The following is a 20,602-nucleotide window of genomic DNA, read 5'->3' on the forward strand; positions in this document are numbered from 1 at the left end:
GATCAGGCGTCGAGGGGTCCGTTGATGCAGCCGTTGAAACCGATGACCCGACGGGCACCGGCGAACGGAATCAGGTTGACGTCGCGACTATCTCCCGGTTCAAACCGGATCGCCGTTCCTGCAGGGATGTCGAGCCGCTGACCGCGAGCGGCCTCTCGGTCGAACTGGAGGGCTGCATTGGCTTCCGCAAAGTGGAAATGAGAGCCCACCTGCACAGGACGATCACCGCTATTGGCAACGCTGATTGTGGTGGTGGGTCGGCCTGCGTTGAGTTCGATCTCGCCGTGTTCGCAGAGAAGTTCGCCAGGAATCAAGGGGGTCATTGGTCAGTGTTCAGCGGATCGGGTCATGAAGTGTGACGAGCTTGGTGCCATCGGGGAATACAGCCTCGATTTGCACCTCCTGCACCAGTTCGGAGACTCCTTCCATCACTTGATCACGGCGCAACCATGTGGTGCCTTCCTGCATCAGATCGGCAACACTTTTACCGTCACGGGCACCCTCGAGGATCAAGAAACTGAGCCAGGCCACGGCTTCAGGATGATTGAGATGAAGGCCGCGCTTGAGGCGTCGTTCGGCCAGCAGTGCTGCGGTCACGATCAGGAGTTTGTCTTTTTCCTGGGGACTGAGTTGCATGAGAAGCCTGGGTCAAAGTCAGTGTGTCGCCGTTGGCTTGAACGCACGGTTCGCTGTGAACAGTGATCGTTGCAAAGGCTGTTCCTGCAAAGGCTTTTCCTGCAAAGGCCAAACCCGTGGAATGTTTGGCTCGTTCAGGTTTCTCAACAGACGGGTCCGTCGCCAGATGCGGCTGAACCAGAAACGGGCGTCTCTGCTCGAAGGACCTGCGTAGCGGGCGACGAATCCCTGCTGGAGCCCTCCGCATCGCATCGTTCCTTCAAGCCCTTCGCGATCGCCACGCGCAGCATCGACCAATTCATTGAGGATGGGGGTTTGTAGCGGCATTGGTGCGGCCCATACCAGTGTTCCGAAGACCGGTTGGTGATGTAGGCCGTGTAGATCATGGAGGCTTGAGTCCCCCAGTTCGAGCCTGTCGACCAGTTCCCAGCACTGCGGCTCGGATTTGTTTGCGCTCAGCCTTTGGATACTCAAAGACGACCGCCAGCGGCCTCGCTGCAGTGTTTCGCCAGAGGCCGTTCGGCCCAGGCGAACAATCTCGGCTCCCAGGAACGAGGCATCCTCCGGAAGACGCACACTGAGTTGCTGTTCATAGAGGGCGTTGGCGTAGACCACGAGTTCCTGGGGCAGCCATTCCAAATCGCTGTTGTTGGAGAGTTGGCAATTCACGTGTTGTCGAGCCCAGGAGCCCTGCGGATTCAGGCGGCTGCGACCGATGGAGCCGTACACCTTTTGAGCTGCGACGCTGGTGATCAGGCTGCGGCTGTTGGCCTCGAGATCAAGGCTGATGTTGAGCTGGTCCCCGCCGACCAATCCGCCAGCTGTGTGCAGAAGCGGGATCTCACAGCGGCCGTTCTCACCGTTTTCAGCCCGCAGCAGTTTGAAGGGGGCATTGCAGCCGCCCTGGTGAATGGTGCTCTCACCTTGCTGAACAAACTGCAGCCGGCAGTGTCCCTGCCAGGGATCGAGGCGTTGCATCACACCAAGCTCGATGGCTCCCAATGATCACTCTGTATCAATGCACACGAAAAGAAGTCTTGGGTCCTAGGCAGGCTCAGCGCTGGACAGGGAAAGGTGGTGGTTGAACGTGTCATTGTGCTGGAGCACCGCCAAGTGGCCGGGGGATGGACCAACGCCGAGGCTGTCGGTCGTTTGCAACTGCTGCTCACTGCAGACGAACGCAAGGTTTTGCGTGGGAGCCGTCGCACGCGCTGCGGCAGGGCACTGTTGCTGCAGTTGCCTCGTGATGGCGCCCTTCAGCCGGGTGATCTGCTGCTGGATGGATTACGTCACTTGCAGGTGGAAGTGATCGCAGCGCCAGAACGGTTGTTACGAGTTCAGGCAGCTTCGCCTCTTGAGCTGTTGCAGGCTGCCTATCACCTTGGAAACCGTCACGTGCCGCTTGAGGTTCATGAACAGGAGCTTCTGCTGCTTGAGGATGCGGTGCTGGCCGTCATGTTGAAGAGTCGCGGACTTCAGTTGACTGCCTGTGAACGGCCTTTTGTTCCTGATGCTGGCGCTTACGGCGCTATTCATTCGCATCCTCATGCTCACGCTTCTGCATGACATCGCTCGCCTTGCTTCAGATGGTCAGTCCGGCGCTGCCCGTGGGCGCATTCAGTTATTCCGAGGGACTTGAGATGTTGATCCAGTCCGGTGCACTCCAGGATGAGCATGGGATTGAGCAGTGGCTGGCAGCAGAGCTTCAGCGGGGTGCCTTGCGCTTCGAAGCTGCAGCACTTCCCGACTTGGCTGTTGATCTCAGGCGATGGCATCACAGTGCTGATGCCAGTGCGCGGGAACGGGTGATCAACCTGGATGGCTGGCTGTTGGCTATGCGCGAAGCTGAAGCTGTGCGCACCCAACAGCGTCAGATGGGTAGTTCACTGCTGCAGCTCCTTAAAGACATGGGCCACTGTCTTTCTGAAGAGCACTCTCTTGCTTGGCCTGCTGCATGGGCTTGGGCATCTGTTGCCCTACAGGTTCCTGAGCGAGAGATGGTTGAGGGCTATCTCTACGGTTGGGTCGCTAATCAACTCAGTGCGGCTGTCCGTTTAGTGCCTTTGGGGCCTACGCGAGCTCAGGTGCTGCAGCAACGCCTGTCTCCCCAGATCGTGGATTTGGCGGAACAGCTGTCTGGTCTTCACCCCCATGATTTGTGGTCCGGTGGTGTTGGCGCCTCGATGGCTCAGCTGGCCCATGCTGAGTTGTATTCCCGCTTGTTTCGAAATTGATGTCTAGCAAGTTGCGCGTTGGCATCGCTGGACCGGTTGGTTCAGGCAAGACCGCGTTGGTTGAAGCTCTTTGTCTTCGGATGCGAGATCAGCTCGAGTTGGCTGTGGTTACCAACGACATCTTCACGCAGGAAGATGCACAGTTTTTGACCCGGGTTGGAGCTTTACAGCCAGAGCGTATTCGTGGAGTTGAAACTGGGGGTTGCCCCCATACAGCCATCCGTGAAGATTGTTCGATCAATCGGGCGGCTGTGAAGGAGTTAGAAAGCCAGTTCTCCGGTCTTGATCTGGTTTTTGTTGAAAGTGGTGGTGACAATCTTGCTGCCAGCTTCAGTCCTGAGTTGGTTGACCTATGCATTTATGTGATTGATGTTGCCGCTGGCGACAAGATTCCTCGCAAAGGAGGGCCCGGAATTACAAGATCCGATTTTTTAGCCATCAACAAGACGGATCTTGCTCCGTTCGTGGGCGCCAGCCTTGAAGTGATGGCGCGCGACACAACATCAATGCGTGGTGATCGGCCATGGTGCTTTACCAATCTGCGTTCAGGTGAGGGTGTAAGCGCAATCGAGAAGTTTTTGTTGCAACAACTACCTTGATAATGTCTTAATGGTTACTTGATCGCTTTTCGCTGAGCCCTAAAAAAGATTTCGTAGCGGTGAGCACAATTTCTAGTTTTGCAAGCATCCATGGTTGTAGTGCTGACATGTTCGGCTCCCTATCAACTCACGATGTGCAATGACACTCTCGCTTTCTAAGCGCATTATTGCCGGCTTTGCTGCCACTGCCCTTGGTGTTTCAGTTACTGCTTGCGGCGGCGGCGGCGGCGGCGGCGGTGGCGGTGGCGGTGACACTGCCGGCGATTTTGACGGTGAAATCAAAGTTGGGATCCTTCACTCATTGAGTGGGACCATGGCCATCTCTGAAACCACTCTCAAAGAGACTGAGCAGATGGCCATCAAGGAAATTAACCAGGCCGGAGGTGTCAACATCGACGGCAAAAGCTACAAAATCGTTTACACCTCCGAAGACGGCGCTTCCGATTGGCCAACTTTTGCGGAGAAATCGCAGAAGCTTATTGATGCAGATGGAGTAGCTGTTGTCTTTGGTGGATGGACATCAGCAAGCCGTAAAGCAATGCTTCCGGTTTATGAGGCTAAAGATCATTTCCTCTTCTACCCAATCCAGTATGAAGGCCAGGAATGTTCCAAAAATATTTTTTACACGGGCGCTGTACCCAACCAACAAGCTGAGCCCGCCGTTGATTGGCTCTTTGAGACTTTTGCAGATAAATACGGTAAAAAAGTTTATTTAGTTGGTTCCGACTACGTTTATCCAAGAACTGCCAACACCATTATCAAAGAACAGGTCAAGAGCCTGGGCGGTGAAACTGTTGGTGAGGACTATATTCCGCTTGGCAACACTGAGGTTGCACCTATTATTGCCAAGATTAAAAAGGAATTTCCTGATGGCGGAATCATCATTAACACTTTGAATGGTGACTCCAACGTTGCTTTATTCAAGCAATTTAAAGCTGCAGGAATCACTCCTGACAAGTACCCCATTATGTCTTTCTCAATTGCTGAGGAAGAAATTCGTCAGATTGGTCCTGAGTATGTCGGTGGTACTTACGCTGCATGGAATTTCTTCATGTCTTTAGGCACTGAAGCGGCAAATAATTTCAACGATGCCTTCCTGGCTATGTATGGGGATGACCGGGTTACTAATGATCCGATGGAGTCTGCATACAACATGGTCTATCTATGGAAAGCTGCAGTTGAGAAAGCAGGAACCTATGACGATCTTGATGCGGTTAGAAATGCTCTAATTGGCATCAAACTCGATGCGCCGCAAGGCCCTATCGAGATGTATCCGAATCACCATATCTCACAAACAGTGAGAATTGGTGAAGCTCAGGATGATGGTCAATTCAAGATCCTTTGGGATAGTAAGAAACCAGTGGCTCCAATCACCTGGAACCAATACGTCCCAGAGACAAAGGGTTACAAGTGCGACTGGACTCAAGATCGGCCTGATGCGGGTAAATTCAAGATGTAACTATTGCGTCTGAAATGATTCATTGGATGGGCCACAATTGATTGAGGTCCATCTTTTTTTTTATATGAACTCATGGAATTAATTTTCTCTCAGCTTTTAGATGGGATCAGCATTGGAGCTGTGCTCTTGCTTGCTGCAACTGGCTTGGCAATCGTGTTCGGATTGATGGGCGTCATTAATTTGGCGCACGGCGAGTTGATGATGGTCGGCGCCTATGTGACTTTCGTGATTCAGAATTTGTTTAAGCCATTAGGAGATGGCATTTTTCAACTTTATTATATTGTCGCTTTGTTCGTAGCTTTCATCGTCACTGCGTTGGTTGGTGTCCTCTTGGAGAGAACATTAATTAGGCAGTTATATGGACGACCTCTAGAAACATTGTTGGCAACATGGGGCGTCAGCCTTGTTTTGATTCAATTCATCAGAAGTGTCTCCACTAGTATGGCGATAGGCATTGCAATTGCACTTATTATTGGCTTTGCAGCTAAGAAATTTACACCTACAAAAATTCGCAAAGCATCATTTTATCCATATTTATCAGGCTTGATTTGGATTGTCTCTGCGATTGTGGGATTCATAGCAATTTCCGCTATGTCAGAGTCTAAGATATTAGCAAAGCCATGGTTTGGCCCCAGAAATATTGATGTTACTGCTCCGAAATGGCTACAGGGTAGTTGGGGATCAATCGCTGGAATTGAGCTTCCAGGTATTCGAATTTTTATCATTGTTTTGTCAGCCTTATTGCTAGCTCTTGTTGCATGGTTCCTCACTAAAAGTGTGTGGGGACTGCGGATTAGAGCAGTGACACAGAATCGTCAGATGAGCAATTGTCTTGGTATACCAACCGATAGTGTTGACAGCATCACCTTTGGAATTGGCTCTGGTTTGGCTGGTGTTGCTGGGGCAGCCATCACCCTTCTTGGATCCGTTGGTCCCAATCTGGGCGCAGCATATATCGTTTCCTGCTTCATGGTTATTGTTCTGGGAGGTGTTGGAAACCTTGTCGGAACTGTTATCGCGTCTTTGATGCTGGGAATCATTCAATCCATCATTGGATCTGGATCTTTATTGATTGCTTTTCCAGAAATGCCTACTGCAGCAGCAGCAGTCGTTGAATTTTTCGCAACGACAAGCATGTCATATGTCCTGATATTTATTTTCATTATCGCTTTCTTGCAGTTCAAGCCAACAGGCATGTTCCCCCAGAAGGGACGTTCTGTTGAGGCCTGATTAACTAATTCCCTGTATTACTCATGAAACTTTTCCGCCAACTCATCCCTTGGATTCTTCTGGCCTTCGCATTCTTTGTGCTGCCAGCGATTCTTTCCCAATTTCGATTGAATCTCTTTGGTCGCTATTTCTCTTTGGCAATTGTTGCTCTTGGTATTGATCTTATTTGGGGATATACAGGCCTATTAAGTTTGGGACAAGGTATCTTCTTTGCCTTAGGAGGTTATGCTATAGCGATGCATTTGCTGCTTGTCACGAATAATGATTTCACAACCGGAGCAAATGGATTGCCTAAGTTTTTTGAAAACTATGGTGTTGACAATTTGCCCTTCTTTTGGGAGCCATTTTGGTCATTTCCAGTCACTTTAATCGCTATATGGGTCATACCTGCTGTTGTGTCTGGCCTTGTTGGATATCTGATTTTTAGGAACAGGATTAAAGGAGTTTATTTCTCAATTATCACACAAGCTTCATTGATGGTTTTTTACCATTTCTTTAATGGACAACAAAAGCTTGTAAACGGAACAAATGGTCTAAAAACATCCACGACCGAACTCTTTGGCATGATTGTTGGTTCCGATAGTGCTCAATTAGTGTTTTATCGAATCACACTCATATTGCTCCCACTTGCATATCTTTTGTGCAAATTTCTGACTAGTGGTCGTTTCGGAGATGCATTAATTGGGATTAGAGATGATGAAGCTCGGGTCCGTTTTACAGGATTTAATCCAGTTCCATTTAAAGTCATTGTTTTCCTAGTTGCTGGAGGACTCGCTGGAGTTTCTGGAGCTTTGTACACAGTACAGTCGGGAATTGTTTCGCCACAATACATGGCTATTTCGATGTCTATCGAGATGGTTATCTGGGTTGCAGTTGGTGGAAGGGGCACATTAGTCGGGCCTATTATAGGAGCCGTTTTGGTTAATTATCTTCGAAGTTTGGTCAGTGAAGCACTACCAGAAGCCTGGCTTTTTGTTCAAGGAGGTCTCTTCATTTTTGTGGTAGTCCTTATGCCAGACGGAATTTATGGATGGATAACAAAAGGAGGTTTAACCACTATGCTTGCGGCATTTGGAATTACTAAAAAATCTAAAACATACCCGCGCATCGATGTTGATGAGCAGATTAATCTGGAGCCGAAAACAATTATTCAAAAATAGCAAGATCCATTTGATTTCCATCCATTATCCCTTCCTTCTATGCCAACACCAATTCTTGAGCTAGATGATGTAAGCGTCGATTTCGATGGCTTCTTTGCATTGACCGATCTCTCTCTATCACTTCACCCTGGAGAGCTTCGATCGATTATTGGGCCTAATGGTGCAGGGAAAACTACTTTTCTCGACGTCATTACTGGCAAAGTCAGGCCTACAAAAGGCTCTGTATCATTGCGTGGGCAAAGCATTCTTGGGCTGTCTGAGCAGAAAATTTCTCGTCTCGGTGTTGGCCGTAAGTTTCAAACACCGCGCGTCTTTGAAAATTTGTCTGTTATTCGTAACCTTGAATTTGCTGCTTCTCCAAACAAGTCTCCTTTCAAATTAATGTTTGAATCTCTTACCTCAACTGTCAAAGATGAGGTACATCGAATCATGGATTATGTGGGTCTTGCACCATATGCAAAAGTTGATGCGGGTTCCCTTTCTCACGGTCAGAAGCAATGGCTTGCCATCTCCATGTTGGTTGCACAAGCTCCGGATGTGATTCTATTGGATGAACCTGTCGCAGGTCTGACTGACGAAGAAACCGCAAGAACCGCTGAACTCATCAAATCACTCGCCGGTGATCATACGGTTGTTGTGATTGAGCACGACATGGAGTTCATTCGCGACCTAGGAGCACCGGTTACTGTTCTCCACCAAGGTAAGCTGCTGACTCAGGGCATGATCGATGATGTTAAACAGGACCCTAGAGTGATTGAGGTTTATCTAGGTCAGTCTGATGATGATTGACTCTCTATCTTTAAATAATGCTGTCCATTTTTCTTGTTTGTGTTAATTTGCCATGACTTCTTCTACAACCACTAAGACAATTCTCCAGGTCTCAGGTTTGAATGTTTATTATGGGGAAAGTCATATTCTTCGAAATGTTGACTTGCACATTCCTGAAGGTCAAATGATATGCTTGATTGGCAGGAATGGAGTTGGAAAAACCACTTTCCTGAAGTCAATCATTGGCCTTCTAAATCAAGAAAGTGGCACGATTGAGTACGATGGAACCTTACTGCAAGCTCAGGCACCTTATCAACGTGCCAATAAGGGTATTGGCTATGTATCACAGGGTCGTGACATCATTCCACGCATTACAGTCAAGGAAAATCTACTTCTAGGTATGGAGTCACTACCGGGAGGCCTCGCTAAAAATCGTCATATTGATCCAATTGTTTTTGAGCTTTTTCCCATTCTCGAGCAATTTCTTAATCGGCGAGGCGGCGACCTTAGTGGCGGTCAACAGCAACAACTTGCTATTGCTCGCGCCTTGCTTGGAAAGCCCAAGCTTTTGCTTTTGGATGAACCCACTGAGGGAATTCAACCTTCTATTATCCTTGATATTGAGAATGCTGTGCAGCGAATTGTACGTGAAACAGGGATCAGTGTTCTTCTAGTTGAACAACATCTTCATTTTGTTAAAAAGTCTAGTTACTATTATGCGATGCAACGTGGAGGAATCGTTTCAAGTGGTCCTACTGGAGCATTGTCCGATGATGTTATTCAGGAGTTCTTGACAGTCTGAACAGTCTTAATTTAATAGGAGCAAAACTATCATCCACGTTTCAGTTATTGATTGCCTTTCTACTCAATGCAGGCATAGTCAAATATCTTAGCCCTATGTCTTGTCATGCAATTGGGCCTTTAGTTTCCTAGTTGGTTTGATTCAACTGTCTCTGTGCAAAAAAAGACCTCAGGTGAATACCTGAGGTCTAAATTTTTCTGTTAATGAGCTAATGATTTTGTTATGTCTGTGCCATTGCAGGCACTTTTTCTGAGATTGAAGGTGTTTCGGTGCTGTGTCCATTGCCTGATGCAGGCAACGGACCTAGTTGGACTCCTTCTGGATAATACTTCCAACCGTCTCTAATCTTGACTTTATCGTCCCAGGGTAGTTTGTATTCACCGTTTGCTAGATCTTTGACCCATGTGAGATAGTTTTCTTTTTCTCCCCCTGGCTTGCCAACATAAGCTCTGCACCCAAGGTTGAAAATGTTGTTTTCAAGCGCCCAGTTCTCCCTTGCTTTGTCAACAAGACGCGGGAACAATTCTGCGGTAACGATCTCCCATGGATTTCGGTGGCCTTGTTGGATTACATTGCCGTCGTAATTGCAGACAGTTCCTTCTCCAAAATAGTAGAAAACGTTATCATAGCCTGCAAGGTTAACAGAAATTGTATACATCAAATTCTGCCAGGCATTGGTTTGATTCGTCAAAATCCATTGATCATTGACTTGCGTTGAGTACCCAGAGATTCTGATGTAAACATTGGCTCCCTTGTAGGCTGCTTCTCGAGCTAACTCTGGGAACATTCCATCATGGCAAATACAAACCGCTAGCTTTGATCCCTTTGGACCTTCACAGACTGGCATTCCATAGTTGCCTGGAGACCAAGGTTCAATGGGTACCCAAGGCTGCAACTTCCTGTAGTGAAGTGCAATTTCTCCATCTGAGTTGATGATGATTGCAGTATTGAATGGTGGGAGACTCGGATCGTCGTTCTGCTCCATGAGGGAGAACACACCCCACACGTCGTTTTCTTTGCATGCTTGGCGGAATCGATCGATTTCTGGTGAATCGATCCGCAGCAGCATCTCGTCGTAGGTCCAGATTTTAGTGTTTAGCCCTTGAGTTGAGTATTCGGGAAACACAATGAGGTCTAAGCCCGGATAGCCAGCCTTCGTATTCGCTAAGCACTTGCAGATTTTATCGACTTGGGTCTGAATATCCTCCGGTCCTGTAATAACAGGGACAGGATATTGAACCATTGCTGTGAGCAATGCTTCATCCCATGAGCTGACGCTTCCTGTACTTGCCATGAATGGATATGATAACCATTTTCACCATGCCACTTGCTCAAAAGGGTATAAGTAGCCAATGCAACATTATTGAATACTTGTGAACGGACTGGAAGATTTTTGTATCAATTGATAGAAATTTTTTTGTTTTTGCATCCCCTCCAATTTCTTTTTTGAAGTAAAAATAAATAAAAATGCTGAAATCAGTTTTGCCTTAGAAGTCAGCATCCCCTGTTAAGCATCCATGGTCTTGAATCACTTTGTTTAAGCCTAGGCTTAACTCTATTATCTATTAAATCTTCACCTCGAACAAGTTTAGGCTCTTTTGTGCTTGTTTTGAGTCGGAGTGTTCCCGTTAAAGTTAGAGGTGGTGAATAGACACGCTGCCCTGCTCCTCCGCATTTGGGGCAAAGAGTATTTTTTGATCGATCTTGAATTGTTGCCCATATTTCATACTGGCCGCAGTTGTTCTCTTCGCAGAGAAATTCATAAATAGGCATTGAGTCAATCTGATTAAGTGCTTTTATTAAGATAAGATTTTTTATTGCTAGCAGGGAAGTATGTCTTTGTCAAATATGGCCGTTGGCAATGCCAATGTGCAACATGCATTAGGAATATCTACGATGCCGCTTATTCTCCCTTCAACTGGCGCACAACTCAATAAAAGATATGCTTGTTCGCCCGTGTATCCAAATTTCTTCAGGTATTCAATTGTATTCAGACATGCTCGACGATAAGCGATATGAACATCCATGTAGTGTTGCTTACCTTCAAACTCGTCTACAGAAATTCCCTCAAAAACGAGATAATCACTGTAATGAGGTTCTACAGGGCTGGTTTTGAACATAGGGTTGATCATTCCGTATTTGGCGACACCTCCTTTGATGATGTCTACGTGAAGATCAAGATAACCCGACATCTCAATTGCTCCGCAAAACGAAATTTCACCATCTCCTTGTGAGAAATGGATGTCACCCATTGATAGCTTGGCTCCCTCAACATAAACGGGAAAATAGATACGTGTCCCTTTGGTCAGATTTTTGATATCGCAATTACCGCCGTGCTCCCGTGGCGGCACGGTCCTCGCTGCCTCATTGGCGATTCGATCGAATTCCTCAGCACCGACAGTTCCCAGGATCGCGCTGTTTGGGTTTGGTAAAGCTGCTAAGACCGGTTCGCTTCCAGATAATCCCGCACCGTAGGTTCTTCGATCAGGAGCTGTATTCACTAATTCTGTTTCTCTGCGATTCCATTCTTTTAAAAGTTCGTGGGATGGAGCGCAACCAATCAGGCCAGGGTGAGTAATCCCAGCAAATCGAACTCCGGGTATATGACGTGAGCTTGTATAGACACCTTGAAGGTCCCAAATCGCTTTTGCTGCTTTTGGATAATGATCGGTAAGGAATCCTCCACCATTTTCCTTTGCAAAAATTCCAGTAAATCCCCACTCGTCTCCTTGAAGTGCTCCAACTTCAAGAATGTCAACAACCAAAATGTCTCCAGGTTGTGCTCCATTGACCCATATTGGTCCACTAAGAACGTGAACAACTTCTAGGTTGACATCCGCTATGTCCTGTGGGTCGTCATTATCTTTAATTTGCCCGTCAGTCCAATCTTTACACTCGATTCTGAAGGTTTCTCCCGGGTTCACCGATGCAATTGCCGGAATGTCTGGATGCCAGCGATTATGCCCAGGCATTTCCTGCTGGTCCATTGATTTTGTGAGATCAACCTCGAATAATGTTTTAGGCATAATGAATTTTCAATATTTAATAAATAGCTCAGGCCATCTACATAAACTGTCAAAAGAGCTACATTATTTACTAGTTATCAATGACTTTATGGTATCTATGCCGGCTGCAATATTTGCCGTTTTGTGCTATGTATGAATATAGGAATGATAATCATTTTCGTTTGTGCGGTTCGGGCAGCGCTGTTGTGATTTTTTCTGGAATCATTTACTTCTGTTGCCTTGGCTTAATAGGATTGGCTGGTTTGGGTTATGAATTCTTGGCTTCAATGTTCTGATCGTTGAAGTCACCCTTTCTGCATAGATTTTGTGCCAATCTCTTTGCCCATGCGGGTGGTTTCTCTTTGCCTTTCGATATGTCTTCGCCGTTAAACTTTAATAATAGTTGCCACTCTGTATTTCCTCCTTCCTGGCCTGCATCACTTGGATTACTAATTGTCTTTCCATAAATGTTGTCATAATCAGGCCAGCCTTCCAGGCCAGGCATGCTGCAGATCGCGTTAATCTCGTAATGTGTGGTCCCTGCTGAAGGAGTTTCAATTTTTACTCCTCCGTCATAGAGGCCGTTTGGTTGGCCAGCTCGAAATGGTGCTGTTAGTACTACTTGAGCATCATCGGTCGCGACAAGAACCTCGCCGACTTTGGCACTTTTCGCTGGAACTTCATCGACTTGAGATTGATCATCGATTTTTTTTGGACTCGAATCGCACCCACTGGCAAGGCCCAATGTTGCCATGATGATGATGCAGCTCATCAGTTGATTTTTTTTGTTCATGCAGTTTGGATCTGATTGCAGAGGAATTGTTTAGAGGGCCAGATGCTAAGAATTGTCTCAATTTGGTCAAAGGGCTTTACTTTTATAGATCTTTTGAGCACTTTTGAATTGTAGTCTTAGCTACATGATTCGTTCACCTTTTTGTTTAACGCGAAAAGGCGCATTCACTTCAGGCCATGGAACGGGGACCTGAGATGCTTCGGATTTCTTCAATGACAACACTTACGTTTCGTGGCGTTCGCTATGAGCCGCGTTCCCTTCCGGTTGATAAGCCTTGTCAAACCCTCACTTACCGGAGAGCAACCTATCGAGTACGCCAGCTCGAGGCATCCCTCGCGGGTGACCTGTGTGTGCCCGACGGCTTCATCCGCTCAAAGCAGACGGCCAAACTGATTGGGGTTCCTTTGGAGTCATGCGCAACTAAGCACCTCGTGTATCGAGGTATTTCCTACTCAAAGTGTTAATAACACCGTTAACAAGAGCTCATTTTCTTGAGTTCTAAACTTATGGGATGTTGCAGATTTCAAAACAGTTAATAAGGCCGCCCGAACTTTGCATAGGCAGGTCTAATTATGATTGTTTCCTGCAGATGGAAGATTTGTTTTGAGTCAGCAGCTATTTAGATGGGCCTTGGAAGGATCTTCTGTTGGGATTTAATTTGATTCTACTAGAGTTTGTCGTTGATGTAAATAATTTCAATATTTTCAACTTGCATATGCAGTTTCTGTCGTTATGTCTCTTTTAATTGAGTGGTCGGCGACGTAGCCGCGAATATCGAGCATTTGTCCCTGTGGTGACATCTTCCACAGTTCAAGGCGTGCTTCTTTTGGAGCCTCGAACCAGAAGAACTCTTTCGGCATGACAACCTTCTCGAGGTAGAAATTATTTTGGCCTATGCATTTAACGATCACCATCTTGTTGGTCTCGTTCTGGTACACGCATTCAATCATCTGAAATTAAATAGAGTATCTTTAATTTCTCGAGGATTGATCTGTAAAAATGTCTAATCTATAACCAAACTCAAACTTTGTTGATATGAATTTTCTCGCTTGATACCAAACGCACTTATTGGGTAGTCGATGCAACATTTGGATTGGTTCGCTGTGTTACACCTGTTATTTCTTCCTCACTGATTGGTGAGGGAGGTCTCGTTTTTGCGGTACTCCTCAAGCTGCTGCTGTTGTTGATGCTTTGGCCTCAAGTTCGAGTCTTACTGGTGAATGGTTAGGACGCCTGAGTTTTATGGCAGTTGGTGTGTAACTCGACGACTGGTGGCCGACTCTGCCAGCTTTGGCAAGATCCATTGCAAAGGATGGGTTACAGCTGTTGAGTCTCGACCAGCTTGGTAGTTGATGAGCAATTGGTGATGCCAGCAGTCCGCTCAGGCTTGGACGCAGCAGGTCGGCAAAACGGTGGATCGCCAGTTCTTCGCCATGACGGTCGTAGGGAAGTCGATTGATGGCGGAGTCGAGTCCAAATTGACGAACCCTGTCCTCTCCGACACGCCGATACAGCACTTCCAGAGTGGGTAGCTGATCCATCGACATCACGCAGCCTTCATGCTCCATCAGGCTGCGCAACACAGTGCAGAAGATCTCACTGGCCATGCGTTGTAGACCTTCGTCAGGCTTGTCTCCAAGGCTTTTGTGCTTGTGATCAAACAGACCTAAATCCACCTGTGTGATCCGGCTGGGTGCTACGTGTCGATAGACCTCGGAGAGCAGTCCCATCTCGAGGCCCCAATCGGATGGAATCCGCAGGTTCATCGCCAGGTCGCGCGTGAAAGCAAACTCTCCAGCCAGTGGATAACGGAAGGTCTGGAGGTAGCGGAGATAGGGCAGTGCGCCGAAAATCTCCTCTAAGCTCGCCAATAATGGGCCAACGAAAAGTCTTGTGGCGCGCCCCTGCAGTGCTTGGGTTTCTAGAGATAGTCGGCTGTAAAAGGCTTTGACGTAAGCCATCCCATGGGATGGATTGAGCAGTGGTCGCAGCATCCGCTCGGGATACCCGGAACCAAAGGTGCGGATGTCTGCGTCAAACAGTCCAATGACTTCAGCTTGCTGACAGGCCACCCCGAGCCCTTGCCAGACAGCCCATCCTTTACCGGGGGGGCCGGTTAGATCTAGGCCCAGGCTGCCCATGGAGGAGAGCACTTCACCCACTGCTGGGCCGTTTGTCCAGTGCACTTGCACTGGGAAAGGCATGTTTGCAAAGAAGGCTTCTGCGGCGTTGACGTCCTCGATGCTTTCGGCGTAGAGGGCGATCACCAGACTGGAAAGTCCCGGGAGTGTGGACAGGGTGTCGCGGATCAGGCTCAGTGCCGGCCGGTTGAATTCCTCCATCAGACACGGAATCAGCAGAGCTGTGGGTCTTTGCTGAAGCTCCTTGTTGAATTCGATGGCATCGAGATTGCCAAGGCTGTAATCATGAACCGTGGTGATCAGGCTTTGCTGAAAATCCATGCGGTGTTCGATGCGACAACAGAGGAGAAGAACCTGTTCCATACCTGAACGACGTTCTGGTGGAACCTGATGCAGCCTCCGCGCGATGAAACGCTGCGAACCCTGCTAAGAGATCTCTACCCAAACAATTCTTCCGGCGATCTCCAAGAGTTGTCGTCGCAATTGCTGCAAATTCTCGGACCGGCTTCAGCGCATGCCGACCCGGCAGTCGTGGACCACCGCTGGAATGGAGATGATGTGGTGTTGATTACCTATGCGGATTCTGTTGTCGATGATGCCAAACCTGGATTGCAGGGGCTTCGCAGTTTTGTGAACCGCCATCTGCAGGTTTTTGCACCTGTGATTCATGTGCTTCCGTTTCTTGAGTCCACTAGCGATGGAGGTTTTGCCGTTTCGAGTCATGAGCAGTTGGAGACACGCCATGGCGACTGGAGTGACCTTGCCGCGTTGGCAGAGGGGCGCTGCTTAATGGCGGATCTGGTGCTCAACCACGTATCTGCATCCCATCCATGGGTGCGCCAGTTTCTGAGAGATGAGGAGCCTGGTTGCTTCTGTGTTCTGGAGGCTGCCCCTGATCCCTGCTGGGACGACGTGGTTCGTCCTCGTAGTTCAGCACTATTCACCCATCTGCAGAGCTCTGGGGGTCAGCGTCAGGTGTGGACCACCTTCGGACCCGATCAGGTTGATTTGGACTGGCGTTGCTCGGAGGTTTTGCTTGGCTTCACGCGATTGTTGAAGCAGAAGCTCGCCCATGGTGTGCGTTGGATTCGTCTTGATGCTGTTGGCTTCGTCTGGAAGGAGCCGAACACCTCTTGCATTCACCGACCTGAGGTCCACCGGCTTGTTGAGGTGCTGCGTCATTTGCTTACGCATGCCTGTGCTGGCCGAGGCGTGGTGGTGACGGAGACCAATGTTCCGGAAGAAGAGAATCTCTCCTATTTGCGCAGTGGTCGGGAAGCCCATCTCGCTTACAACTTCCCGCTTCCTCCACTGTTGATGGAGGCCGCCATGAGTGGTTCTGCTGATCTGCTCAACAGCTGGCTCTCGCGTTGGCCCCAACTCCCAAATTCCACTGCACTGCTGAACTTCACGGCCTGCCATGACGGTGTGGGGTTGAGGCCACTGGAGGGACTGATGCCTCAGCGGCGTTTGTTGAATCTGCTGATTGCTTGTGAGCAGCGAGGTGGCTTGGTCAGTCATCGTCGTCTCGCTGATGGGGAGGACGTTCCCTATGAGATCAACATCAGCTGGTGGAGCGCCATGGCAGACGGAGGTCTTGACCCAGCTCATCTTCAGCGCCAGCGTTTTCTGCTTACCGAAATGCTGAAGTTGGTGCTTCCTGGCATTCCCGCTTTTTATTTACCAGCTTTGCTGGCCAGTCCGAACGATCTGGCTCGCTTTCGTCAAAGTGGTCATCGAAGGGATCTCAACCGTCCTCAATTCAAAGCAGCGGCGCTCGAGCGGCGCCTTGATGATCCTGATAGTGATGCAACCGCTGTGTTGACGTCTCTTCGCCATGCACTCAAGCTGCGGGCCGAGCTGCCTGCTCTGCATCCAGACAGCGTCTTTGATGTGCTCAGTGTGGACCGTGTGGATCGTGTCGTCCTTCGCTGCTCTCATCAGGGTCACACTCTGGTGGCTGTCCACAACTTCACTGCTTCTCGCCTCACGTTTGATCCCACCGTTCTGGGTGAGCGAGATGACCTGATCTGGGTCGATCGCCTCACTGATCAGCAGTTTGTTCCCCGAAAGCGGCATGCACTGGAGCCGTATGCAGTGCTCTGGCTGGTGCAGGAATGACGCTGACTCCATACTCCAGCTGGTGGGTCGTGACCGATCTCGACGGCACGCTGATGGATCATCACTACGACTGGTCTGCCGCGATGGACGCGATTCGTTGCCTTCAGCGTCATGGCATCCCTGTGATTCCCTGCACGAGCAAGACGGCAGAGGAGGTGCTCCGTTTTCGTGAGATGGCGGATCTGCATGATCCGTTCATCGTCGAGAATGGTGGAGCCATCTATGGAGAATCCGCGACTGGTGAGCTTTGGCACCATGACTTAGGTCCATCCTGGAGACAGCTCAGACCGCAACTTGCTGACCTCGAGCGCGAGCTCGGCGAACCGCTCCAGGCTTTAGACGATCTCAGTGACAGCGAGGCTGATCGACTGTTGGGCCTCAGCGGTGAGGCCCTACAGCAAGCACAGCGCCGTCAGTGCAGTGTTCCCTTCGTTCCGCCGAAGACCCTTGAATCTCGGCAGCGTCTTCAGGGGCTGGCAGAGATGCGCCAGCTGGGTTTGGTGCAGGGCAATCGCTTGGGTCATCTGCTTGGTGCTGGCGTTAGCAAGGGCCAGGCACTGAAGACGCTCAAGCAACACCTGGGGGTTCCGAAGGTGAAGGTGCTTGCCCTGGGGGACTCGCCCAATGACCTACCGCTGCTGAATGCCGGCGACTGTGCTGTGGTGGTTCCAGGACCGACCGGACCGCATCCCGAGCTGAAGAACGGAGTGGCCGAGGGTCGTTATCAACTGGCGCCTGCACCCCATGGCGAGGGTTGGTCGGCGGCCGTGCTGCGCTATATCCCAGGCTTGCAGGACAACGACACGGTGCTTGTCTAGAGGTCCGTCATGTCTCAGCTAACGATCAGCTGCTGCCACAGTTGTTCTGGCTCGGGATATGGATTCAGGTCCATTCCGTTCACGCTGTTCAGCGATCTGCAGCCCAGGCTGTTGATCAATAGCGCCTGGTCATTGGCTCTCAGCGCAGGACCGATCGACGTTTCACTCACAAGTCTCTGTTCCAGTGCTCTGGCTCGCATCACTCCTGGTAAGCATCCGCTGCTTAGCGGTGGGGTGATCCACGCACCCTGTCTTTTTACCAGCAGGTTGGCGCTGTCTGCGCAGCAGAGATCACCGCTTGTGTTGCGCAGCAGCGCCAGTTCTGCTCCATGTTCTTGCGCTTCCCGCCTGGCCTGAATCGACTGGCCGTAGGCGAGGGTTTTGCAACGGCTGAGAACACTATTGGCGTTGCGTTGTTCCTGAACACTGATCCAGGCCTGCGTGGGTTCAAAATCCAGCTGATGGGGCTGAAGGGTGAGCCAGAAGCGGTGCTGAGTTGGATCCGGATCACCGGTGGCTAAGCCGATTCCGCGGCCAGCACTGCTGCCACGGCTCCAGTTGAGACGCATCGCCCCTGCTGTGCCGGTAGTGTTCAGGCCTGCTCGAGTGATGGCTTTATCAACTATTTGCTCCAGCCAGAGGCGAGCGGGAGGAGCTGCCATTCCAAGCAGTGCTGAGCTGTGCTGCCACCGCTGTAGATGTTTACTCAGTAGCTGGGCTCTTCCGTCCTGGATCAGGATCGTCTCGAACAATCCATCCGCAAGCTGCAGACCTCGATCCAAGAGCGGCATGCGCAGCGCATCGGCACTGCCCCATTCGCCGTTAAGCCAGCTGATAGTTGTTGCGGTCATGTCAGTGCCTCCAGCAAAGGCAGCAGCTTCCAGTCGAGTTCGTCTGCTTCCGTTTCGGGGTCGGAGTCAGCCACAATTCCGCAACCTGCATGGAGCCGTAGCTGCGCGTCTTTACGTAGCAGGGTGCGGATCAGGATGTTGCTGTCGAAGCGGCCGTTCCAGTCGAGGTGCAGCAGCGAGCCGCAATAGGGGCCACGGCCCTGCGCTTCCAGTTCATGGAGCCGTTGGCAGGCTCTCAGCTTGGGTGCACCGGTGATCGACCCCCCTGGCCAGCTGGCCTCCAGCAGATCCACCCAGGACGCGTCCGGACGCAACTGGCCTGTGACAACTGAGGTGAGATGGTGCACGCGGGCGTAGCTCTCGAGCCGTACGAGGTCTGGCACCTGGACGGATCCAGGACGGCAGACACGACCGAGGTCGTTGCGCAGCAGATCCACGATCATCACGTTTTCGGCTCGATCCTTGGCGCTGCAGACCAGGTCCGCCGCTAGGTCGTCGTCGATGCGCGGATCAGCGTGGCGCGGCCGGGTTCCTTTGATTGGTCTTGTCTGAACCGCTCCGCCAGGCTCCACCTGCAAAAAGCGTTCCGGGGAGGTAGAGAGAACCGCTTCTCCTGCGGCAGCACCCCCTCCAACCAGCAGACCACTGAAGGGAGCAGGGCATCGATGGCGCAGACGCCCATAGAGCTCCAAGTTGCTGACGTTGCTCTTGAGAGTGCTGCTTGCGCAGCTGGTGAGGTTGGCCTGGAACAGATCGCCGCTGGCAATCAGCGCACGAATTTTGCTGACGCCTGCTTTGAATGTGGCGCGGTCGCTGTGCCGATGCCAGGTGCATCCAAGCGTCTTCTCTTGCCGTGATGTGGTTTTGGTCGTACCCAGGTTCTCCAATGTCCTGGCCATGGCGGCATGGCGTTCAGGGTCGATGCCTTGCAAATGGATCTCCCTAGCTTTGAGATCAAATCGCAGCACAGGATCGTGGCGTGCGATCCAGAGGGTTGCCATCGCATCACGACGCCAGGGGTTGCCGGGTTCCATCCAGGCGGCAGCGTCGTAGCTGAGCCATCCAGTCCAGTGGCCGCCTTGGAGTTGCCGCAGAGTTGTGAAGGGATTGGATGCTCCTGGCTCACCCGGCAGACCTCTGCAGCAGTGCTGCTCCAGAGGGTCCACCGCCAGGGTGATGTGCTGTCCAAGTTCGCTGCCATCTCCATCGAGCCAGATCAGGCCGTTCTCACCGTGAATATGAGCCAGGTTTTCCGCGACCATTGCCGGCTCGAGCCAGGGCAGACGCCTGCGCAGCAGGGTCATCGGCTTGCGCTGCTGCATAGATCGGGGCGACCGGCATCACGCAGAGCCGCATCACGAATGCGACAGCTGTCGCAGACGCTGCACGGTCTGCTCCCTCCGCTGTAGCAGCTCCAGGTGGAATCGATCGGCACACCCAGGCGCAGGGCTTCCTCCACGATGCGTTGCTTGCTCCACTGCACCAGCGGTGCCCAGAGTCGAGGGCCATGTCCCTCGCGGCCAACCCTGCTGCTGAGGTTTGCCAGGGTCTGGAAGGCCTCCAGATAGTCGGGCCGACAATCTGGGTATCCCGAGTAGTCCACGGCATTGACCCCAAGAACGACTCGCTCGGCGTTGCGAGCCTCGGCCAGGCTGAGGCCAATGCTGATGAACACAGTGTTTCTGCCCGGGACGTAGGTGTTGGGGATGACTCCCTCCTGCACTCCTTTGGTCGGTAAATCCTGCTGCTGATCGGTCAGAGATGATCCACCCCAACTCGCCAGGTTCACGCTGATCGTGTGGTGCTCGGCCAGGTTCAGAGCTTCGGCGATGGTGTTGGCGGCCTGCAGTTCCCGCCGATGGCGCTGGCCGTAATCGAAGGAGAGCCCGATCACCCGCCCGCCCGCTTCCATCGCCAGGGCTGCCGCTGTGGCGGAGTCCAGTCCGCCAGATAGAAGGGCAATCGCTGTGAAATCGGTCATGCTG

Annotated in this window: 23 protein-coding genes; 11 read left to right on the top strand and 12 right to left on the bottom strand. The window is 50.7% G+C overall.

What is annotated here, in order from left to right; all coding sequences use genetic code 11:
- Nucleotides 1-2 precede the first annotated feature (2 nt).
- The 3 genes from DXY31_RS01000 to DXY31_RS01010 are packed head-to-tail and all read right to left on the bottom strand — an operon-like array spanning nucleotide 3 to nucleotide 1,614.
- The gene (locus DXY31_RS01000) at nucleotides 3-323 is read right to left on the bottom strand and encodes an urease subunit beta (RefSeq protein ID WP_114990797.1); all 321 of its coding nucleotides are present in this window, start codon (nucleotides 321-323) and stop codon (nucleotides 3-5) included.
- A 10-nt stretch (nucleotides 324-333) separates the two neighbouring features.
- On the bottom strand, nucleotides 334-636 hold the full coding sequence (locus tag DXY31_RS01005; RefSeq protein WP_066908813.1) for an urease subunit gamma: 303 nt from the start codon (nucleotides 634-636) through the stop codon (nucleotides 334-336).
- Nucleotides 637-654: 18 nt separating this feature from the next.
- Nucleotides 655-1,614, bottom strand: a complete 960-nt coding sequence (locus DXY31_RS01010; protein WP_114991102.1) for an urease accessory protein UreD — start codon at nucleotides 1,612-1,614, stop codon at nucleotides 655-657.
- Nucleotides 1,615-1,713: 99 nt separating this feature from the next.
- Between DXY31_RS01010 and ureE the strand changes: the two genes are divergently transcribed.
- The 8 genes from ureE (at nucleotide 1,714) to urtE (ending at nucleotide 8,888) form a co-directional block, all read left to right on the top strand.
- Nucleotides 1,714-2,202 carry an urease accessory protein UreE gene (ureE, locus tag DXY31_RS01015; protein WP_114991105.1) on the top strand — a complete coding sequence of 163 codons (489 nt, stop codon included), beginning with the start codon at nucleotides 1,714-1,716 and terminating at the stop codon, nucleotides 2,200-2,202.
- On the top strand, nucleotides 2,199-2,870 hold the full coding sequence (locus DXY31_RS01020; protein ID WP_114990800.1) for an urease accessory protein UreF: 672 nt from the start codon (nucleotides 2,199-2,201) through the stop codon (nucleotides 2,868-2,870). Before ureE ends, DXY31_RS01020 begins: the two co-directional genes overlap by 4 nt.
- Nucleotides 2,870-3,469: an urease accessory protein UreG gene (ureG, locus tag DXY31_RS01025; RefSeq protein WP_114990804.1), complete on the top strand. Its 600-nt coding sequence runs from the start codon at nucleotides 2,870-2,872 to the stop codon at nucleotides 3,467-3,469. Before DXY31_RS01020 ends, ureG begins: the two co-directional genes overlap by 1 nt.
- A gap of 139 nt (nucleotides 3,470-3,608) precedes the next feature.
- On the top strand, nucleotides 3,609-4,928 hold the full coding sequence (gene urtA, locus DXY31_RS01030) for an urea ABC transporter substrate-binding protein (RefSeq protein ID WP_114990807.1): 1,320 nt from the start codon (nucleotides 3,609-3,611) through the stop codon (nucleotides 4,926-4,928).
- Between the two features lie 72 nt (nucleotides 4,929-5,000).
- Nucleotides 5,001-6,158, top strand: coding sequence for an urea ABC transporter permease subunit UrtB (urtB, locus tag DXY31_RS01035; protein WP_114990810.1), 1,158 nt, complete (start codon nucleotides 5,001-5,003; stop codon nucleotides 6,156-6,158).
- Nucleotides 6,159-6,181: 23 nt separating this feature from the next.
- Nucleotides 6,182-7,318, top strand: a complete 1,137-nt coding sequence (urtC, locus tag DXY31_RS01040) for an urea ABC transporter permease subunit UrtC (RefSeq protein ID WP_114990814.1) — start codon at nucleotides 6,182-6,184, stop codon at nucleotides 7,316-7,318.
- Nucleotides 7,319-7,357: 39 nt separating this feature from the next.
- Entirely contained in the window at nucleotides 7,358-8,107 is a 750-nt protein-coding gene (urtD, locus tag DXY31_RS01045) for an urea ABC transporter ATP-binding protein UrtD (protein ID WP_114990817.1), read from the top strand.
- A 52-nt stretch (nucleotides 8,108-8,159) separates the two neighbouring features.
- Nucleotides 8,160-8,888: an urea ABC transporter ATP-binding subunit UrtE gene (gene urtE / locus DXY31_RS01050; protein WP_114990820.1), complete on the top strand. Its 729-nt coding sequence runs from the start codon at nucleotides 8,160-8,162 to the stop codon at nucleotides 8,886-8,888.
- A gap of 220 nt (nucleotides 8,889-9,108) precedes the next feature.
- On the opposite strand, the gene DXY31_RS01055 is transcribed toward urtE, so the two are convergent.
- From DXY31_RS01055 to DXY31_RS01070, 4 genes are all read right to left on the bottom strand, one after another.
- A complete protein-coding gene (locus tag DXY31_RS01055) occupies nucleotides 9,109-10,182 on the bottom strand; it encodes a formamidase (protein ID WP_114990825.1) in 1,074 nt (357 codons plus the stop codon).
- 200 nt (nucleotides 10,183-10,382) lie between these two features.
- A complete protein-coding gene (locus tag DXY31_RS01060; RefSeq protein WP_114990828.1) occupies nucleotides 10,383-10,661 on the bottom strand; it encodes an FmdB family zinc ribbon protein in 279 nt (92 codons plus the stop codon).
- Nucleotides 10,662-10,708: 47 nt separating this feature from the next.
- Nucleotides 10,709-11,914: a formamidase gene (gene fmdA, locus DXY31_RS01065; RefSeq protein WP_114990832.1), complete on the bottom strand. Its 1,206-nt coding sequence runs from the start codon at nucleotides 11,912-11,914 to the stop codon at nucleotides 10,709-10,711.
- A 247-nt stretch (nucleotides 11,915-12,161) separates the two neighbouring features.
- The gene (locus DXY31_RS01070) at nucleotides 12,162-12,665 is read right to left on the bottom strand and encodes a hypothetical protein (protein ID WP_206749774.1); all 504 of its coding nucleotides are present in this window, start codon (nucleotides 12,663-12,665) and stop codon (nucleotides 12,162-12,164) included.
- 233 nt (nucleotides 12,666-12,898) lie between these two features.
- Here DXY31_RS01070 and DXY31_RS17805 point away from each other — a divergent pair, with 233 nt between their 5' ends.
- Entirely contained in the window at nucleotides 12,899-13,150 is a 252-nt protein-coding gene (locus tag DXY31_RS17805) for a DUF4278 domain-containing protein (protein WP_170953469.1), read from the top strand.
- Between the two features lie 240 nt (nucleotides 13,151-13,390).
- Here the strand turns inward: DXY31_RS17805 and DXY31_RS01080 are convergent, their stop codons facing one another.
- A complete protein-coding gene (locus DXY31_RS01080) occupies nucleotides 13,391-13,636 on the bottom strand; it encodes a DUF1830 domain-containing protein (protein WP_114990841.1) in 246 nt (81 codons plus the stop codon).
- Between the two features lie 216 nt (nucleotides 13,637-13,852).
- Nucleotides 13,853-15,148, bottom strand: coding sequence for a glycosyl transferase (locus DXY31_RS01085; protein WP_114991108.1), 1,296 nt, complete (start codon nucleotides 15,146-15,148; stop codon nucleotides 13,853-13,855).
- 69 nt (nucleotides 15,149-15,217) lie between these two features.
- On the opposite strand from DXY31_RS01085, the gene DXY31_RS01090 reads away from it, so the two are divergent.
- Together DXY31_RS01090 and DXY31_RS01095 are read left to right on the top strand one after the other, a co-directional pair.
- Nucleotides 15,218-16,948, top strand: coding sequence for an alpha-amylase family glycosyl hydrolase (locus DXY31_RS01090; RefSeq protein WP_114990842.1), 1,731 nt, complete (start codon nucleotides 15,218-15,220; stop codon nucleotides 16,946-16,948).
- On the top strand, nucleotides 16,945-17,766 hold the full coding sequence (locus DXY31_RS01095) for an HAD-IIB family hydrolase (RefSeq protein ID WP_114990845.1): 822 nt from the start codon (nucleotides 16,945-16,947) through the stop codon (nucleotides 17,764-17,766). The genes DXY31_RS01090 and DXY31_RS01095 overlap by 4 nt, the downstream gene beginning before the upstream one ends.
- A gap of 14 nt (nucleotides 17,767-17,780) precedes the next feature.
- Here the strand turns inward: DXY31_RS01095 and DXY31_RS01100 are convergent, their stop codons facing one another.
- The 3 genes from DXY31_RS01100 to queC are packed head-to-tail and all read right to left on the bottom strand — an operon-like array spanning nucleotide 17,781 to nucleotide 20,598.
- A complete protein-coding gene (locus DXY31_RS01100; RefSeq protein WP_114990848.1) occupies nucleotides 17,781-18,617 on the bottom strand; it encodes an aminotransferase class IV in 837 nt (278 codons plus the stop codon).
- Nucleotides 18,614-19,921, bottom strand: coding sequence for an anthranilate synthase component I family protein (locus tag DXY31_RS01105; protein WP_114991114.1), 1,308 nt, complete (start codon nucleotides 19,919-19,921; stop codon nucleotides 18,614-18,616). Before DXY31_RS01105 ends, DXY31_RS01100 begins: the two co-directional genes overlap by 4 nt.
- On the bottom strand, nucleotides 19,918-20,598 hold the full coding sequence (queC, locus tag DXY31_RS01110) for a 7-cyano-7-deazaguanine synthase QueC (RefSeq protein WP_114991111.1): 681 nt from the start codon (nucleotides 20,596-20,598) through the stop codon (nucleotides 19,918-19,920). The genes DXY31_RS01105 and queC overlap by 4 nt, the downstream gene beginning before the upstream one ends.
- Nucleotides 20,599-20,602: the final 4 nt, after the last annotated feature.

Origin of the sequence: Synechococcus sp. UW179A (assembly GCF_900473965.1) — a bacterium.
Classification (GTDB): domain Bacteria; phylum Cyanobacteriota; class Cyanobacteriia; order PCC-6307; family Cyanobiaceae; genus Synechococcus_C.

What these genes read in the sequence shown, in the direction of transcription:
- urtC (WP_114990814.1), top strand. Translation starts at nt 6,182, where the DNA reads ATGAAACTTTTCCGCCAACTCATCCCTTGGATTCTTCTGGCCTTCGCA.
- ureG (WP_114990804.1), top strand. Translation starts at nt 2,870, where the DNA reads ATGTCTAGCAAGTTGCGCGTTGGCATCGCTGGACCGGTTGGTTCAGGC.
- DXY31_RS01005 (WP_066908813.1), bottom strand. Translation starts at nt 636, where the DNA reads ATGCAACTCAGTCCCCAGGAAAAAGACAAACTCCTGATCGTGACCGCA.
- DXY31_RS17805 (WP_170953469.1), top strand. Translation starts at nt 12,899, where the DNA reads ATGACAACACTTACGTTTCGTGGCGTTCGCTATGAGCCGCGTTCCCTT.
- DXY31_RS01085 (WP_114991108.1), bottom strand. Translation starts at nt 15,148, where the DNA reads ATGGATTTTCAGCAAAGCCTGATCACCACGGTTCATGATTACAGCCTT.
- DXY31_RS01100 (WP_114990848.1), bottom strand. Translation starts at nt 18,617, where the DNA reads ATGACCGCAACAACTATCAGCTGGCTTAACGGCGAATGGGGCAGTGCC.
- DXY31_RS01090 (WP_114990842.1), top strand. Translation starts at nt 15,218, where the DNA reads ATGCAGCCTCCGCGCGATGAAACGCTGCGAACCCTGCTAAGAGATCTC.
- queC (WP_114991111.1), bottom strand. Translation starts at nt 20,598, where the DNA reads ATGACCGATTTCACAGCGATTGCCCTTCTATCTGGCGGACTGGACTCC.
- DXY31_RS01095 (WP_114990845.1), top strand. Translation starts at nt 16,945, where the DNA reads ATGACGCTGACTCCATACTCCAGCTGGTGGGTCGTGACCGATCTCGAC.
- DXY31_RS01105 (WP_114991114.1), bottom strand. Translation starts at nt 19,921, where the DNA reads ATGACCCTGCTGCGCAGGCGTCTGCCCTGGCTCGAGCCGGCAATGGTC.
- urtE (WP_114990820.1), top strand. Translation starts at nt 8,160, where the DNA reads ATGACTTCTTCTACAACCACTAAGACAATTCTCCAGGTCTCAGGTTTG.
- DXY31_RS01020 (WP_114990800.1), top strand. Translation starts at nt 2,199, where the DNA reads ATGACATCGCTCGCCTTGCTTCAGATGGTCAGTCCGGCGCTGCCCGTG.
- urtD (WP_114990817.1), top strand. Translation starts at nt 7,358, where the DNA reads ATGCCAACACCAATTCTTGAGCTAGATGATGTAAGCGTCGATTTCGAT.
- DXY31_RS01010 (WP_114991102.1), bottom strand. Translation starts at nt 1,614, where the DNA reads ATGCAACGCCTCGATCCCTGGCAGGGACACTGCCGGCTGCAGTTTGTT.
- fmdA (WP_114990832.1), bottom strand. Translation starts at nt 11,914, where the DNA reads ATGCCTAAAACATTATTCGAGGTTGATCTCACAAAATCAATGGACCAG.
- DXY31_RS01070 (WP_206749774.1), bottom strand. Translation starts at nt 12,665, where the DNA reads ATGAGCTGCATCATCATCATGGCAACATTGGGCCTTGCCAGTGGGTGC.
- urtA (WP_114990807.1), top strand. Translation starts at nt 3,609, where the DNA reads ATGACACTCTCGCTTTCTAAGCGCATTATTGCCGGCTTTGCTGCCACT.
- DXY31_RS01060 (WP_114990828.1), bottom strand. Translation starts at nt 10,661, where the DNA reads ATGCCTATTTATGAATTTCTCTGCGAAGAGAACAACTGCGGCCAGTAT.
- DXY31_RS01055 (WP_114990825.1), bottom strand. Translation starts at nt 10,182, where the DNA reads ATGGCAAGTACAGGAAGCGTCAGCTCATGGGATGAAGCATTGCTCACA.
- DXY31_RS01080 (WP_114990841.1), bottom strand. Translation starts at nt 13,636, where the DNA reads ATGATTGAATGCGTGTACCAGAACGAGACCAACAAGATGGTGATCGTT.
- DXY31_RS01000 (WP_114990797.1), bottom strand. Translation starts at nt 323, where the DNA reads ATGACCCCCTTGATTCCTGGCGAACTTCTCTGCGAACACGGCGAGATC.
- urtB (WP_114990810.1), top strand. Translation starts at nt 5,001, where the DNA reads ATGGAATTAATTTTCTCTCAGCTTTTAGATGGGATCAGCATTGGAGCT.